This window comes from Burkholderia alba, from assembly GCF_034721475.1.
GTDB lineage: Bacteria > Pseudomonadota > Gammaproteobacteria > Burkholderiales > Burkholderiaceae > Burkholderia > Burkholderia alba.
Genome location: NZ_JAWJWL010000002.1, coordinates 243,215 through 258,924, shown reverse-complemented (window position 1 = coordinate 258,924; position 15,710 = coordinate 243,215). Strand labels below are relative to the sequence as shown.

Here is a 15,710-nt window from a genome sequence, read left to right as displayed (position 1 = left end):
GCGGTGACGTGAAACGGCGCGCCGGCGCTTGGCCGGGCCGGCGCGCGGTGCCGCATCGTCTGCGCGCTAGACGGATTTCGCGGCGCCGGCCGATACGGGCTGGCTGATGCCGTCGATGTCCGGCGGATTGCTGCCGGCGCCGGCGGGCGCGATCGTCAGGGTGTTCGTTCCGCCCTTCGCGAATTTTCCGGTGACCGTCACGCCCGCAATGTTCCCCCAGCCGCCCGTCGGCGGGAACGTCACCACGACCGGCGCACCGCCGTTGAAGCTCACTTGCGCGGTGAGCGGCGTGGTGCGCGCATTGCCGTAGCCGATTTGCAGGGTATAGGTCCCGTCCGCCGCGACGGCGATGCCCTTGAACGTCAGGCTTCCCATGTAGCCGATGCGCGTGCCGTTCGAACAGTTCACGCAGCCGTCCGTCTGCGGCCTGGCCCCGCCCGCCAGCACGTTGCCCGGCGCATTGGCCGCATACGCGGCCTTGTACGCCGCCTGAGGATTCGTGAGTGTGCCGCTCAGCTGGTTCGCGCCCGGCCCGTAGCCCAGCGTCGCGAGATTCGCGCCGACCGTCGAATACGGCACCACCGCGCCGCTCGCGTCGCGCTGCTGCCCGCTCCAGTAAACCTGGCCCGCTGCCGGTATCGCATCCCTCAGCAACGCGTGGACATCCGTCTCGTAGGTGTACGTCTTCGATGCGCCGTTGTCGTTCCACACGGCCAGTTGGCCCCCGATGGGCGGATACTGCGCCGAATTCGTCTGCGGCTTGGTGAACCACCCGTCGTACACCGTGGTGCCCGACAGGCCGTTCGGATTGAAGTAGCTCGGCCCGAACGGCACGATGTACCAGTCTCCGTACGAATCGGTCCAGTTATACCCTGCCTGCTTGTAGTTGATCGACGCCTCGGATCCCCAGTTGATCCAGCGCTGAATCCAGACCGACTTGTCGAGCCCGGTCGTCAATTGCGTGTTGTAGGCCGTCAGGTAGTTCTGGTCGCCCCACGTCTGCACGATCTTCCCCTTGCCCTGCAGGAAGGCGCTCAGGCCATTGAGGTACGGCACGATCTGGGCGGCGGAGAACGTGGCGACCTCGTCCCCGCCGATATGGATCCGGCCGGACTTGAACCACGGCAGAAACTGGCTGAAAACGGATTCGACGTAGGTGAGCGTGGCGGGCTTGGTCGGATCGAGAAAGCCGGATGCGTTGGCCAGATCGGGGCGAGCCTTGCCGAACGCCTGCGAATGCCCCGGCGTGTCGAACTCGGGCACGATCGTGATGCCGTCGGCCGCGGCCTCGGCTTCCAGATCCGCCCAGTCCTGAGCGGTGTAGTACAGCCCGTCGTCGGAAAGGGGCGCATTGAACGCCGGATCGCTGCTCTTCAGGCGGAACGACACGACCGTCTTGCCATTGGCGTCGGTGGCGAAATCGTTCAGGTGAAGGTGCAAGGTATTCAGCTTGTACCAGCTCATGAACTTCATGTACTGCAGCAGGAAGTCCTTGGTCGCGAACTTGCGCGCGACGTCGAACATGATCGAGCGCTCGCGATAGGTCGGATAGTCGATCGCGAATCCCTTCGAAACGCTCGCGTGCTTGCCGGCCGGCTGGCCGTCCAGCGTCAGCATCTGCAACAGCGTGCGCGTCGCGTAGAACACCCCGTTTGCCGTCGTCGCGCGCAGCACGGCCGCCTGATCGACGTAGAGCGTATTGCCTTCCGTTCCGATCGCCGTCGTGGCGGCGGCGCCGCACGGCGAGAGACTCAGCACGATGTCGCCAGCGTTCGCGGTGTTGCCCGTCACGACCGGCAACCGCAGCCCCGAGACGACGAGCAGATCGGCGGCGAGCTTGCTCGCGACCGGCGACAGCGCCGTGCTGTCCACGACGATCCGGCTGTTCGACGTGAGCGCCATCGCCCCCGTGCCGCCTTTCCAGGTCCGCAGCGTCGGCAGTACCGCCGGCGCGGCATTCGTGCCGGCGAGCGTTCCCGCCTGCTCGGCCGCGGCGCACGCGAACGTGCTTGCCGTGCCGCTGCTGTCCGTCGGATTCGTCATCGGTGCGCCTCCCGCCATCTTCGCTGCTGCGGCCGTTCCAGTCTCATTTTTCCCCGCTTCCGCCGCGAGCAGCGACGACGTCCCGCTCGCGGGCCCGTCGTCGCCGCCGCATGCGGCCAAAAAGCTTGTGGTACAGACAGCCGCCAGAATGGCACGATTTACTTTCAGGCTGATCATCGGTTCGAATCCTCTCAAGGCGAACACCCTCGTCGAGTCATTCGACGAGGCGGCTTCCCGGTGCGGCCTGACGTCATGCGGCAGGCCGCCGGGGGCGACTTATTTGCAGTCCAAAACAAATTCGACAAAGCAGCCGGCCGTGCCCTTTCTCCCCCCTCATTCACGCCTGATTATTGGGAATTCGCGTCACTTTGAGGTATTCCGAGATAGAACCAATTTAATACCAGCTTGATTCCAATGTAGAGCCACCAAATGAGACTGTCTACAGAGGGTAAACCAGCAATTTGACAGTCGGGCGGGCATGGATCCCGCGTCCGAAGCGGGATGCGCGAGCGCGCGGTTGGCGTGATCGTCATCAGAACCCGTGGGCGGTCGTACCCGACAAGGTCGATCCGGCGACAATCCAGGATTGCGCCGTCGCCGATTTCTCATTCGCGCATGCAACTCGCGCTCGCGAGCGGCGGTTTCTCGATCGACGGGGTTCCGTTGTCCGCGACCTGAAGATCGGACGGGGTAAAAACGTGATCGAAGCGCAGGCGGAATTTGCGATTATCTTCCAACGCAGGTAATCAAAAATCCCGGCCGATTAATTACATCCGCTTTACGAACAAGCAAATAGTGGGGAAAAATTTAAATATGGCGCCATGAAATATATGCGCGCCCCTTCTCATGAATTTTTCGATACGTAGTCAATAAATCGTAATAAGAGCGGATTGGTATCGTCGCTCCGCCAGCAGATACCGACCGGCCACTTCGACGCCGGGCCGGTCAGCGCTCGCTGGTGAGTACGGCGGCCCAGTGCCTCGACCCCTTGCCAAGGCAGGAAGGCCGCGCCCAACCCGGCGGCCACGATGGAATGAACGGTCAGGATGTCGTTGGCGTGCTGGACGATCCGCGGCTCGAAGTGGGCGGAAGCGCACCATTGACTGATCTGCGCATCGAGCCCCGGCCCGCGCGACGGCGAAAGCGTGACGAAACCCAGACCGTTCAATGCCGACATCCGGCTCCGGGCAGGCATCTTCACGTCGTGAGGCAGGACCAGCGCCAGCCGCTCGTCCAGGATGCGCTTGAAGGACAACCCGCCGATGCCGTCGGGCGCCCGGCAAATGCCGACGTCGAGCCGGCCGCCCAGCAAGCGCTGGTGCTGCTCCTTCGACGGCAGGTCGTTGAGGGTGATCTGGCTGTCGGGGGTCGTCTCCCGGAAGCCGGCAATCAATCTCGGCGCGGTGATGAGCGTCGAAATACCGAATCCGATATCGAGATTGCCGGTCATGCCGGTAATGGCGCGATGCATCTTGACATCGATCTCGTCGCTCAACCGCAAGAGCGCGCGCGCTTCCTTCAGCAGCAGCTTGCCCAACGGGGTCAGCTTCGCGCCATGCCGGCCGCGTTCGAACAGCGGCCCGCCCACCAGGGTTTCCAGCGCATGGATTTGCTTGGACAGCGTGGATTGGGTGACGAACAGCTTCGACGCCGCGTTGCCGTAATGGCCCGCATCGGTCAGATGAACAAACGCGTGTAACAATTTGATATCCATTCGATATCCGACTTGTTTGCGTCGAAAATGCCATTTTACGAAACGACCCCCGCATGGTCAAATCGTGCCGGCTATAAAAAAACGCCCCTTGCGGCGGCCGGGCTGGTGAACGCAGCAATACGATCGCCGCCGGATTTTCCGTGACTTGCAAAATCAGCATAAAAACAAATCGATCAGTACCAACCCAAATAAAACAACTCGTTCGGCAAGCACACGGCCGCTTGGTTGCATGCGCAGTCGGAATATCCAGACGTAAATGGCTTTGCTTTATCCGTTCCATCGGTTTCCGAAGTCTGTCGTCCCGCATCGCCGGATTATCCGGCGCCAACCAGAAACACCCGATAAAGGTGATCGAATCATGCCGAACGTTGCAGTGCTCACCAACGATTTACAGTACGAGTTCACCCACAAGATTTCCACCGATCCCGAACAGTTGAGCCGCTTGCTCAAGCAGTTCAACACGTTCCTCGACGGCATCCGCGCCGCCGGGCAGCTCGTCGTCCACCTGCAACTGATCCACGATCCCGACGATCCGCAAGTGCAGAGCCGCTACCGCGGGCGCGCCATTCCGGCCATCGCGGGCACGCCGGGCAACCGCCTGATCGAAGACGTGGTGCATCCGTCTGACCTGGTGGTGGTGAAGGGCCGCGACAGCGGCTTCTACGAGACCAAGCTCGACGACACCCTGCGCGAGCGGGGCGTGAAGACGGTGGTGGTCACCGGGCTGCAGACCCATGTCTGCGTCCAGACCACGGCCGCCGACGCGTTCTTCCGCGGCTACAAGATCTGGGTGCCCCGGGACGGCGTGTTCTCGCCGAAGCCCGAGGACACCGATCGCGCGCTCGAATGGCTGGCCAGCTATTGCGCCGTCATCGCCCCCTCGTCGGAGATTCTCGACCGGCTGAAGGATCACGACGATCTCCCCGGCCGCGGCGAAGAGGCCCTCGCATGAATACGGCCTCTACGCTGACCGAGCGCGTAACGGCCGGCGGCGCCCCCGTCGCGGCCGCGCAGAACCCGAACGACACGGTGGTGCTGGATCACGGTACCGGCGCGAAGCTGAGCCGGGAGCTGGTGGAGCGCATTTCCGAAACGCTCGGCGACGTCTACCTGGGCGCCATGGAAGACAGCGCGGTGCTGGAGCTGCCGACCCACCGGATCGCGTTCACCACCGATTCCTTCGTCGTCACGCCGATCATCTTCGGCAATGGCGATATCGGCAAGATCGCCGTCTGCGGTACCGTCAACGACCTCGCGGTAAGCGGCGCGCGCCCGCTCTATCTCACGCTCAGCCTCATCATCGAGGCCGGCATGCCGATGGACGAGTTGCTGACGATCATCGCGTCGGTGCGCGATACCGCGCGCGCCGCGGGCGTCAAGATCGTCGCCGGCGACACCAAGGTGGTCCGCAAGGGCGACGCCGACCGGCTCTTCATCAACACGGCCGGCGTGGGCGTGCTGGAGCGGCCGCCGGTTTCCATCCAGAATGTGCGCCCCGGACAGAAGATCCTCCTGAGCGGCTACATCGGCAACCACTCGATCCACCTGCTCTCGATCCGCGAAGGCCTGGGCTTCGAGCGCAACGTGCTGAGCGACTGCGCGCCGCTCAATCACATGGTCGATGCGGTGCTGAAGGGCGTGCCGGCCGGCAAGGTCGCCTCGCTGCGCGACGTCACGCGTGGCGGCTTGTGCGCGGTGCTCCACGAGCATGCGCGCGCGACCGGCTGCAGCATCCGTTTCGAGCGGACCGCGCTGCCGATCCTGCCGGAAGCCGCCATGGCAGCCGACATGCTCGGCATCGATGTGATCCATCTCGCCAACGAAGGCTGCCTCTGTCTGTTCGTCGAGCCCGACGTGGCGGACGACGTGCTGGCCATCCTGCGCGCGGACCCCGTCGGCGGACAGGCGGTCATCATCGGCGAGGTCGGACCCGCCACCGGAGCCGAGGTCCGCCTCGTCGAAGCGGACGGCACCCAGACGACCCTAGAGGAACTCCATGGCGCGGAACTCCCCCGACTCTGCTGATCCCGCCGCGCCGCGGACCCGCCGCTACCGGGTCTGCGGCATCGTGCAGGGGGTCGGCTTCCGACCGTTCGTCCATCGGCTGGCCCGCCGCTACGGGACCTGCGGCTGGGTACTCAACGATTCCGAAGGGGTCCTGCTCGAGGTGCAGGCATCCGAGCAGGCCCTCGACGGCTTCATCGACGAGCTGGTTTCCCGGCCGCCTCCGCTCGCGCGGATCACCGACGTGCGGCAGGTGGCGCACGACGTGCCGCCGCCGCGCTACGAGGGTTTCGAGATCCGCAAGAGCGTCGATCTGGCGTACATGGACACGATCATCCCGCCCGACTCGCACGTCTGCGACGACTGCCTGCGCGAGATGCGCGACCCCGGCGACCACCGCTACCGGTACGCGTTCATCAACTGCACGCACTGCGGGCCGCGCTACTCGATCATCCACGGCATGCCGTACGACCGCGCGCAAAGCACCATGCGCGCGTTCACCCAGTGCCCGGACTGCCAACGCGAGTACGACGACATCGAGGATCGCCGGTATCACGCCCAGCCCAATGCCTGCCCCGCTTGCGGTCCGCACCTGCAGCTGACCGACCGGGACGGCACGCCCATCGAGACCGGCGACGTGGTGCGGGAGGCCATCGCGATGCTGCGCGCCGGCGCGATCCTCGCGATCAAGAGCCTAGGCGGCTTCCATCTCGCGGTGGACGCCCGCAACGAAACGGCGGTGCGCGAGCTGCGCCGGCGCAAGCGGCGCGACGCGAAGCCGTTCGCGGTCATGGTCGCCGACAGCGAGGCCGCCGCGCGATGGGCGTTCGTCAACCCGCACGAGCAAGCGCTCCTGGAAAGCCCGCAGCGCCCCATCGTCCTGCTGCGCAAGCGCCCCGAGACGCTGCCGGAGGCGATCGCGCCGCGCAACCCCAACCTCGGCGTCACGCTGCCGTCCACGCCGCTGCAGCACCTGCTGCTGGAGGACCCCGCCCTCTCCGTGCTGGTGATGACGAGCGGCAATCTTTCCGGGCATCCGATCGCCTTCGAGAACCACGCCGCGCTCGAACAGCTGCGGGATCTCGTGGACGCCTTCGTCTTGAACGATCGGGATATCCGCACCCGCGTCGACGATTCGGTCGTGCGCGTGATCGTCCGCGAGGGCAAGGACGCGCCTCTGATGTCCTTCATGCGCCGCTCGCGCAGCTACGCGCCTTATCCGATTCACCTGCCGTATCCGGTGGGCTCGATCGTGGCGCTCGGCGCCGAGCTGAAAACCACGGTCGGCATCGGCAAGGCCAACCAGGTCTTCATCAGCCAGCACATCGGGGATCTGAAGAACGACACCACCTTCAAGTCCCACACCGATTGCGCCGCGCATCTGCAGAACCTGCTCTCGGTGCGGGCCGACACGCTCGCCTGCGACATGCACCCGGCGTTCCGCTCGACTCGGGCGGCGGTCGGGCAAACCGAGATGCGCGTCGTCCAGGTCCAGCACCATCATGCGCATATGGTCTCGTGCATGGCGGAGAACGGACTGTCCGGCACCACCATCGGCGTGATCTTCGATGGCGCCGGCTACGGGCCGGACGGCACCATCTGGGGCGGCGAATTCCTGCTCGGCGACGCGACGGGATTCGAGCGCGTCGGACATTTGCGCCCCCTGTTGCTGCTGGGAGGGGACCAGGCCGTCAAGGAGCCGATCCGCGTCGCCATCGCCCTGCTGGTCGACACCTTTGGAGAACAGGCGGCGGCGCTGGCGGTGCCCGCGCTGCGCGCGCTGGACGAACAGCGCCGCGACGTGTTCGCGAAGATGGCCGCGCGCAGGATCAACGCGGCCACGACCACCAGCATGGGGCGCCTGTTCGACGGCATGTCGGCGCTGTTCGGCATCTGTTCGACAATCGAGTACGAGGCGCAGGCGGCGATCGAGATGGAAGCGCTGCTGCGGCGCGATTTCCGACTCGCCGAACCCTTCGCCTACACCCTCGCGTCGCGCGACGGATGCGTCGAAGTCGACTATCGCCCCATCGTCCGCGAGGCGGTCGAACTGCTCGTCGCGCCCGGCGCCGATCTCGCGGCGCTCAGCCGGCGCTTCCACTCGACGGTGGTGGCTATCATCGACGAGACGTGCGCGCGCCTTGCCGAGCGCTTCGAGGTCGAGCAGATCGTGATGAGCGGCGGCGTGTTCAGCAACGAGTTCGTGCTGGTCAATGCGCTGGCCGCGCTCGAGGCGCGCGGATTCAAACCGTACTGCCACCAGCTGGTGCCGACCAACGACGGCGGCATCTCGCTCGGCCAGGTGGTGGTGGCCGCCGCCCGGGCCACCGTGGGAAGCGAACTTCAATTGATCGAGGAAACACGATGAGCGACTACGCAGCCAAGGTATCGGCCGTCCTGTTCGACATGGACGGCGTCCTGGTCGATTCCCGCGCCGTGATCGAACGCGCATGGCGCGAGGCCGGACAGCTTTACGGACGCGTGATCACCGAGGACGACATCCACCGCCATATCCACGGGCAGCCCGGGCCGAACACCATCCGCGCCCTGTTCCACGACTTGCCGCGCGCCGATCAGGAGAAGGTCCAGGCACACGTCATCCACGTCGAGAACACCGCCGACTACGACACCATCCCCGGCGTCGCGCGGCTCGTTTCGCGCCTCGGCGAGGCGGGCATCACCATCGGTGTCGTGACGAGCGGCTGGCGCTACAAGATCGATCGCGTGATCGAGATGCTGAAGGCGAAGCCGTACTTCTCGGTGATCGTCGAGCGCGACGACGTGGCCCGCGGCAAACCGCATCCCGATCCCTACCTGCTCGCGGCCGAACGTCTCGGCGTGCCGCCCGCGCGCACCATGGTCTTCGAGGATGCCGGCAGCGGCGTCACCTCGGCGGTCACCGCCGGCGCCTACTGCGTCGGCATCGGCGGAGAGGAGCTGGTCCGCAACGGCGCGAAGCTCGCCATCCCCGATTTCGAAGGCGTGGAATTGCAGGCGGGCGGCCCGGAGGGCTCGATTCTTTCGTGCCGGCCGGGACACCGGCTGCTCGTGGAGCGCCTGGCCGCCGTGCAGGTGTGACGGTTCGCCGCCGACCGCCCCGCTCCTGCAGGCGCGATCGCCCTCGGGCGTGCGCCTGCCCGGATGCCGCCGACGCGCGTTGCCCGAGGAAATCCGCATGTCTGACATGATTCACCCCAAGGCCGCTGACCTAGCCGCGCCCGTCGAGACCGACGACCTGTTCGAGGAACTGGACAGGCTGCCGTTCGCGGTCGCCCGCACCCTCGACGGCTTCCACGGACTCTCTCCCGAATGCTTTGGCGAGCAGGCGCGCCGGATCCTGCCCGCGGTCGACTCCGTGCTGATTCTCGCGTGCGGCGGCAGCTACCACCTGGCGCTGCTGGCCAAGGGCTGGATCGAGAGCCTAGCCGCGCTCCCCGTGAGCGTCGAGTTCGCGAGCGAATTCCGCTACCGGGACAGCGTCGCCAAGCCGCGCTCCCTGGTGGTGGCCCTGTCGCGAAGCGGCGACACGGCCGACCTCCTGGGGGCGATCGAACTCGCCGAACGCATGGGGATGCCGAATACCCTCGCCATCTGCAACGCCGCGCTCGCACGCGCATGCGCACTGGCCTTCACGCCTCCCACCGCAATCGAAGGCCGCATGACGCCCGCGCGCACCTGCGCGACCGAGCTGATCGCCCTGTTCGTTCTCACGCTGGTGCTGGCCCGGACGCGCCGCGCGCTCGCCGCGCAGGACGAGCGGCGCCACCTGCAGGCGCTGCGCGCGCTGCCCGACGCCATCGACGAAGTGCTCGCGCTGAAGCCCCGCATCCGGATCTGGGCCGAACGCCTCGCGCCCCGCGACAACATGGTGTTCCTCGGTCGCGGAATGCATTACCCCGTGGCGGTGGAAGGCGCGCTGAGCATGAAGGAAATCGCGTGCGTCCATGCCGAAGCCTTTCCCGCCGGCGAACTCAAGCATGGCCCGCTGGCGCTCGTCAGTGCCGACATGCCGGTCGTGGTCACCGCGCCCCATGACCGGCTTCTGGAAAAGCTGAATTCCAACCTGCAGGAAGTCGGCGCGCGCAACGGCCAACTGTTCGTGTTCGCCGACGCGGATTGCAGCATGCCGGCCAACGTCAATCTTGACCTCATCCGGCTCGGGCAGCACCGCGGGCTACTGACGCCTGTCCTGCACATCATTCCGATGCAGTTGCTCGCCCGACACGCGGCACTTGCGCGCGGATCCGGCATCGGGAGGGGGCGCGATTCCGCCTGGACGACGGCGGCCGACGCGTTTGTCATCGACACGAGGGAACCGAATTGTCCGCTACCGACCATGCCCACCCGGATGCCGGGGCCGCCGTCGCCTCGGTGATCTCGAACGTGCGTTATTACGATTCGGCGGATCGCATGCTGAAACGCGCGGATATCGAAATCCGCGACGGCGAGATCGTCGGGATCGCGCGGCCGGGCACGCTGTCGGCGTTCGAGCCTGTCGACGGCAGCGCGTTCGTGTGTTTGCCGGGTCTCGTCAATGCGAGCCTGTCGGCGGGCGCCGTTCGCCGCGACGACTCGGCCGCTTCGACGGCGGCGAACGCCGGCGAGCGCCGCGTCGCCCAGCTCGGCGACCTCCTCCTCGAGGCCGTATCGAACGGCGTCACCACCGTCGGCATGTTCGGATTCCGGGTGGAAGAAAGCCTTGCCGCCATCACGCGGGTCGGCGTGCGCGCGAGTCTTCATCGAGAGTACGCGGATCTGTGGCTCGGTCCCGAGCCCGGCCCCGTCGGCTGGGACACCGCCGAATGCCTGCGCGACTACGAGCGGACGGCTCGGCGTTTCGACGGCGCGCGACTCGCGATCCAGCCCGCCGTCGGCTCTCAGCTCGCGGCATCGACCCACCTGCTGACCGGGCTGCACGCGCTGGCCCGGCGCATCCGCAGGCGATTCGTCGTTCGCGTGGACGGCGGCGCCCCCTGGTCCGATGCGTTCAAGGATGCGTACGGCTGCACGGGCCTCGGCCTGCTGCGCAGCCTCGACGTGCTCGATGAAAACACGCTCGTCGTGCCGGCCGCGCCGATGTCGTTCGCCGACCGGGAACACTTGCGGCACAGCCCGTCCCACGTCGTCTATCCGGCCGGGGAACCGGCGGAGCAGCCCGGACAGCGCGGCGATATCGCGCGCGCCGGCATCGCGCGCCGCACGCAGGCCGCGCTCGGCTGGGGGCGGGGCGCGCCGCCCGGCCTCATCGGGGCCGAGGGCCGCGCGCGCAACGAGCTGGCGGGCGATGTCATCGACCTGCTGACGTGGAAGGGCGCGCAGGCATTGACGTTTTCCGGAACGGGAACACTCGCCGTGGGCAAACGCGCCGACCTCCTGCTGTATGACGGGGATCTGATCGCCGATAGCGGCGCGTCTGCCGCCGTTTGTACCGCGATTCTCGACACGGTCTGCCGCCACCGGCCTCGCGGCGTGTTGATCGACGGCCGCTGGGTGGTCGCGGGTCCCTTCCACGACCGGGCGAAGTCCCCGCCGGCGAGTCGCGCAGCGCTTGCGCCACAGCCTCTTCGTGACGCGGGGCACGCATCGCCTCGACAGCCCTCATGACATGCCGTCCGGTTTCCCGGTTATCGGCCGTCGCGCCCGACTCGCCCCGCCGGGACGTACCCACCTGCCTTCGGCGCCTTGCCGATCCTCGGGCGAACCTCGGGGGCTCGCATGCGAAGCCCCGCACAGGATCGCCTCCGATGCCGACCACCGCGAGATCTATTGCATGCCCATGAAAACAGCGATGCCCCGTTCAACGCCGGCCGTCCATCCGCACCCGGCAGGAGTCCATCATGCCTGACGCCGTCGCGACTACGCGCCAGCACTGGCGCGCATGGCACCCGACAGCCGCCATGTTCTTCGTCAACGGCGCGCTGATCGGCATGTGGGCCACGCAGATCCCGGTCTTCAAGGAACGCCTGGGCCTCGCCCCTTTCGTGCTCAGCCTGATCCTGTTGATGCTCGGAGGCGGCACCGTCGTGGCCATGGCGTTCAGCGCGTGGCTGATCCAGCGAATCGGCGTGGCGAGATCGATCCGCATCAGCGCCGTCGTGTATTGCGGCCTCGCGAGCGTCATTCCGCTCGCGCCGGACGTCGTGACGCTCGCCGTCATCGTGCTGCTGTTCGGCGCATCGGGCGGCGCCATGAACGTGGCCATGAACGCCCACGCCAGCGATGTCGAAAAGCGCTTCAACCGCCCCTACATGTCGTCGTTTCACGGAATGTGGAGCCTGGGCGGCCTCTCGGCCGCGGGCGCCGGGGCCCTGCTGATGCGCGTATGTCCTCCGCCGGTCGAAGCGCTCGCGATCGCCGCCGCCATGTTCGTCCTGTTTCTGTGGGCCCAGCGCGGGCTGTTGTCCGGCACGCCGGCGGAAGGGGGCGAGCAGGCTTCCGGAAAAACGCGGCTCGCGCTGGTCGGACCCGCGCTGCTTCTGGGCGTGGTGGCCACGTTCGCCTTCGCTTGCGAAGGCGTGGTGCTCGACTGGGCGGCGGTCTATATGCGGCACACGCTTGGCGCCGGCAAGGAAGTCGCGCTGATGGGCTACGCCGTCTTCGCCGGGTTCATGGCGGTCATGCGTTTCGCCGGGGACGTCATTCGCCGCAAATTCAGCTCGCGCGCGCTGGTCTGCGCGGGCGGCCTGATTGCCGCGGCGGGATTGACGGCGGGGCCGCTGAGCAAGGACCCCGTCGTGATGATCGTCGGCTGCGCGATCGCCGGTGCCGGTCTCGCCAACGTCGTGCCCGTCCTGTTCAGCATGGCGGGCGCCCTGCCGCGTCCGGCGGTGCAGATCGCCACCGTGTCGGCCATGGGCTTCGCCGGCCTGCTCGCCGCCCCGCCGCTGCTCGGCCTCATCGGCCAGCACTACGGCCTCGGCACCATCTTCTATACGGGGGCCGCCGCCGCGACCGCCATTGCGGTTCTCACCTTGTCGGGCATGCATGCCTCCGTCGCTCCCCGCGCCGCCATCGACGCGCGGGTTCGTCCGCATGAGTGAGCAGCGCATCGGCTTGCGCCGCTGAGCGGCAATGCGTCACGGCAGGCGCGGAAAACGGGTTTCCCGGGGGCGCCTGCTTCCTTCACGGACATTCCGGGTGGTCCGGGAAGCTCGCCCCCGGCGGTGCTTCCCGGGCGGTCGCCGAAAACGGGAGCCCGGCAAACCGCCGGGCAACGGTTGCCGCGTCGAATCCGCCAGCGACGCTTTCCGCCGAAGGGGGCTCGGCCGGCCGACAGGATGACGCTTCCGCGCACATGCGAGATCGCGGACAGGTTCGGATCGGCGGCCGGCCGATCATTCGAAAAATAATATCAGCGAGTAAAAAACGCCCGGAATGGGCTTCAGCCATTCCAAGACCAACAATAAGCCGAGAGAAATAATGCCAGAATCGATCCTTCGCGTTGCTTCAGTTCAATTTCAGCATCGCGCCAGCGACAAGCCGTATAACCTTGGCCGAATCGCGGACTTCGCCGAGGCGGCGGCCTCCCGAAGCGCGCGCCTGGTGATTTGCCCCGAGATGTGTATCACCGGCTACTGGCACATACCGAGGCTGGATCGAGCCGAACTGGAGGCGCTGGCGGAACCGATCGATGGCCCTTCGATCGGGATCGTTCGGAAAACCGCGGCCCGACTCGACATCGCGATCGGCGCGGGATTGCTCGAGGTGGCGCCCGATGGACGGCTATTCAACACCTACGTCGTCTGCATGCCCGATGGCGCGCTGCACAGCCACCGCAAATTGCATGCGTTCGAACACGAGCACATCAGCAGCGGAGATCGCTTTACGGTCTTCGAGACGCCGTGGGGCGTGAAAATCGGCATTCTCATCTGCTGGGACAACAACCTCATCGAGAACGTTCGCGCCACCGCGCTATTGGGCGCGACGATTCTCATCGCGCCGCATCAGACGGGCGGCACACACTCCCGAAGCCCTCATGCGATGAAGCCGATCCCCTTGCTCAAATGGCACGACCGGCAGCGCGACCCCGATGCCATCGCGGCGGAATTCCAGGGACCGAACGGCCGCGAGTGGCTGATGCGATGGCTGCCCGCGCGCGCCCACGACAACGGGATTTTCGTCATCTTCAGCAACGGGGTGGGACAGGACGAGGACGAGGTCCGGACCGGCAACGCGATGATCCTCGATCCCTACGGCCGCATCGTTGCCGAAACGACCGCATGCGAAGACGCGATGGTGGTGGCCGATCTCGCGTTGCAACTGGTCGAGATGAGCACCGGGCAGCGATGGCTGAGAGGCCGCCGTCCGGCGCTGTACGGCTGCCTCGCCGAAGTGCGCGGCGACGAACTCTCCCCGCATGACGCGCACTTCTCGGAATTACCGACAAAAGCGAGGTAAGGAAGCGGTCGGCCGGGGGGGACGACGACGCGCTGGGCAGCCTGCTCACCCACCTCGGCCATGTGGTTCGAAAGTCTGCATTGCCGTCGATCGCGACGCCCCCTGGTGGGGAACATAGTCGCCGCTTGTCGCCGTTCCCGAGCGCATATCGGCAGGGATCGGCACGTATCGCTCGGGATCGCCAGCATCGAGGGATACGCGTGACGGCGGCAACAGCGATGCCGATGACTGCCACATCGATCGCCCCCCTTCCGCAAGCGGGTCAGCCGGACCTGATCGACAGGAAACGTGTCGCGGTCTTGCGTTCCGGCAGACAACCGAGGCACAGCCACCCGCCGCGTTCGGCGAACGTTGCATCTCCACGACACAAGCTGGCCGGCCGCTTGACAGCTTTCGGGTGCGAAAGCTAGATTCCAGCCTCGTCTTTTTCTCTTTCCGCCTTCGCGGATCGTCCGAGGATTTATGCTGGAGATTGTAACCACCTGCTAACCGCTTCACTGACGTGAAGTCGAGTTAGCCCGCACTAGGCAGCGTGTTCGCGCAATGCGAACGGCGCTCTTTGCGTATGGGGTTACAACCTGGTTCCAGCATGAACATTTCCAAGCAAGAACAGCGCGTTCTGCACGTGCTCGCACAAGGCGGCGCAATTCATCATCTGCGCGTCGACGGCCAGTTGACGTCCGTCGACTGCTTCAATCGCCACGGCCTGCGCCTGAGCGACTGCACGCTCGACGTCTTCAAGAAACTCAAGCGGCGCGGCTTCATCGCGAGCATCGACAGCGGCCCCTACCGGATCACGCGTCTCGGCCGGGAAAGCGTCCGCCCTCAACTCGACAACCAGCTCGCCGCGCGCGGCCGCTGAGTGCCGGGGGGGGGGGCGGGGGGGGGCCCCCCGGGGGGGGCCCCCCCCCGCCCCCCGCCCCCCACGGCCATACCTCGCCCAAAAGAACAAATAATACGGATGACTGATGAACAACATCATCGTAAGACACGAAACGCGCTGGGACGCGCACCAGATCCGGTCGATCACGGCCGACCTGATCAAGTCCGCCGCGCACGAGGATTTTCAGCTACCGGCCGAACATCTGACGATCGACCTGCTGCGCAACGAGCGCGATCTGACGCTGTCGCTGGTCGCGGAGTATCAGCGCTTCATCGTCGGACACGTCGCGCTCGCCCCCATCGCAATCGAGCACGACGCATCGTCCGGCCCGGCGCGGCCGTCCTGGTACGGTTTCTCCCCGCTGGTCGTGCTGCCCGAATTCAGGCAGGACGGCGTCGGCGCCGAATTGATCGAAACGGGTCTGGACCTGCTGCGGCATCGCGGCGCGGCGGGATGCGTGGCGCTCGGCTCGATCGACTACTACCGTCGGTTCGGCTTCGCGCCGGCGGCGCTGCGGATCGGCAAGATTCCGCCCGGATATATCGTCGCGCGGTGTTTCGACGGACCGAGCCCGTCCGGCACGGTCGTCGACCGGTCGGTTTTCTGCGTATGAAGCGCGCCGCCCTATCCTTGACTAAACTCAACCGAACACTATGACCGATCCGGTCG

The 15,710-nt window shown here is 66.3% G+C and carries 11 protein-coding genes and 1 pseudogene; 10 read left to right on the top strand and 2 right to left on the bottom strand.

The annotated features are described in order from the left end of the window. Positions 1 to 66: 66 nt before the first annotated feature. Entirely contained in the window at positions 67 to 2,043 is a 1,977-nt protein-coding gene (locus tag RZR99_RS02870) for a family 20 glycosylhydrolase (RefSeq protein ID WP_323118225.1), read from the bottom strand. Positions 2,044 to 2,887: 844 nt separating this feature from the next. Continuing rightward, a complete protein-coding gene (locus RZR99_RS02865) occupies positions 2,888 to 3,757 on the bottom strand; it encodes a LysR family transcriptional regulator (RefSeq protein ID WP_323118224.1) in 870 nt (289 codons plus the stop codon). 358 nt (positions 3,758 to 4,115) lie between these two features. Here RZR99_RS02865 and RZR99_RS02860 point away from each other — a divergent pair, with 358 nt between their 5' ends. The 10 genes and pseudogenes from RZR99_RS02860 (at position 4,116) to RZR99_RS02815 (ending at position 15,654) form a co-directional block, all read left to right on the top strand. After that, positions 4,116 to 4,709 (top strand): cysteine hydrolase family protein, encoded by a 594-nt coding sequence (locus RZR99_RS02860; RefSeq protein ID WP_323118223.1) that lies wholly within the window; start codon positions 4,116 to 4,118, stop codon positions 4,707 to 4,709. 77 nt (positions 4,710 to 4,786) lie between these two features. Continuing rightward, positions 4,787 to 5,782 carry a hydrogenase expression/formation protein HypE gene (hypE, locus tag RZR99_RS02855; RefSeq protein ID WP_323118222.1) on the top strand — a complete coding sequence of 332 codons (996 nt, stop codon included), beginning with the start codon at positions 4,787 to 4,789 and terminating at the stop codon, positions 5,780 to 5,782. Further along, on the top strand, positions 5,754 to 8,129 hold the full coding sequence (gene hypF / locus RZR99_RS02850) for a carbamoyltransferase HypF (RefSeq protein ID WP_323118221.1): 2,376 nt from the start codon (positions 5,754 to 5,756) through the stop codon (positions 8,127 to 8,129). The genes hypE and hypF overlap by 29 nt, the downstream gene beginning before the upstream one ends. After that, a complete protein-coding gene (locus RZR99_RS02845) occupies positions 8,126 to 8,839 on the top strand; it encodes an HAD family hydrolase (RefSeq protein WP_323118220.1) in 714 nt (237 codons plus the stop codon). Before hypF ends, RZR99_RS02845 begins: the two co-directional genes overlap by 4 nt. Before the next feature lie 112 nt (positions 8,840 to 8,951). After that, positions 8,952 to 10,034, top strand: a pseudogene (locus RZR99_RS02840) (SIS domain-containing protein); the annotation flags it as partial. 47 nt (positions 10,035 to 10,081) lie between these two features. Next, positions 10,082 to 11,365 (top strand): amidohydrolase family protein, encoded by a 1,284-nt coding sequence (locus tag RZR99_RS02835; protein WP_323118219.1) that lies wholly within the window; start codon positions 10,082 to 10,084, stop codon positions 11,363 to 11,365. A 233-nt stretch (positions 11,366 to 11,598) separates the two neighbouring features. Next, complete coding sequence (locus RZR99_RS02830) at positions 11,599 to 12,801, top strand: MFS transporter (RefSeq protein ID WP_323118218.1); 1,203 nt, start codon at positions 11,599 to 11,601, stop codon at positions 12,799 to 12,801. Positions 12,802 to 13,180: 379 nt separating this feature from the next. Next, the gene (locus RZR99_RS02825; RefSeq protein WP_323118217.1) at positions 13,181 to 14,158 is read left to right on the top strand and encodes a nitrilase family protein; all 978 of its coding nucleotides are present in this window, start codon (positions 13,181 to 13,183) and stop codon (positions 14,156 to 14,158) included. Positions 14,159 to 14,747: 589 nt separating this feature from the next. Further along, entirely contained in the window at positions 14,748 to 15,020 is a 273-nt protein-coding gene (locus RZR99_RS02820; protein WP_323118216.1) for a YjhX family toxin, read from the top strand. A 106-nt stretch (positions 15,021 to 15,126) separates the two neighbouring features. Beyond that, the gene (locus RZR99_RS02815; protein WP_323118215.1) at positions 15,127 to 15,654 is read left to right on the top strand and encodes a GNAT family N-acetyltransferase; all 528 of its coding nucleotides are present in this window, start codon (positions 15,127 to 15,129) and stop codon (positions 15,652 to 15,654) included. The last annotated feature ends 56 nt before the right edge of the window (positions 15,655 to 15,710 follow it).

Excerpts from the sequence above, each read along its gene's own strand:
- RZR99_RS02825 (WP_323118217.1), top strand. The coding sequence starts at position 13,181 with ATGCCAGAATCGATCCTTCGCGTTGCTTCAGTTCAATTTCAGCATCGC.
- RZR99_RS02860 (WP_323118223.1), top strand. The coding sequence starts at position 4,116 with ATGCCGAACGTTGCAGTGCTCACCAACGATTTACAGTACGAGTTCACC.
- hypF (WP_323118221.1), top strand. The coding sequence starts at position 5,754 with ATGGCGCGGAACTCCCCCGACTCTGCTGATCCCGCCGCGCCGCGGACC.
- RZR99_RS02830 (WP_323118218.1), top strand. The coding sequence starts at position 11,599 with ATGCCTGACGCCGTCGCGACTACGCGCCAGCACTGGCGCGCATGGCAC.
- RZR99_RS02845 (WP_323118220.1), top strand. The coding sequence starts at position 8,126 with ATGAGCGACTACGCAGCCAAGGTATCGGCCGTCCTGTTCGACATGGAC.
- RZR99_RS02865 (WP_323118224.1), bottom strand. The coding sequence starts at position 3,757 with ATGGATATCAAATTGTTACACGCGTTTGTTCATCTGACCGATGCGGGC.
- RZR99_RS02870 (WP_323118225.1), bottom strand. The coding sequence starts at position 2,043 with ATGACGAATCCGACGGACAGCAGCGGCACGGCAAGCACGTTCGCGTGC.
- RZR99_RS02820 (WP_323118216.1), top strand. The coding sequence starts at position 14,748 with ATGAACATTTCCAAGCAAGAACAGCGCGTTCTGCACGTGCTCGCACAA.
- RZR99_RS02815 (WP_323118215.1), top strand. The coding sequence starts at position 15,127 with ATGAACAACATCATCGTAAGACACGAAACGCGCTGGGACGCGCACCAG.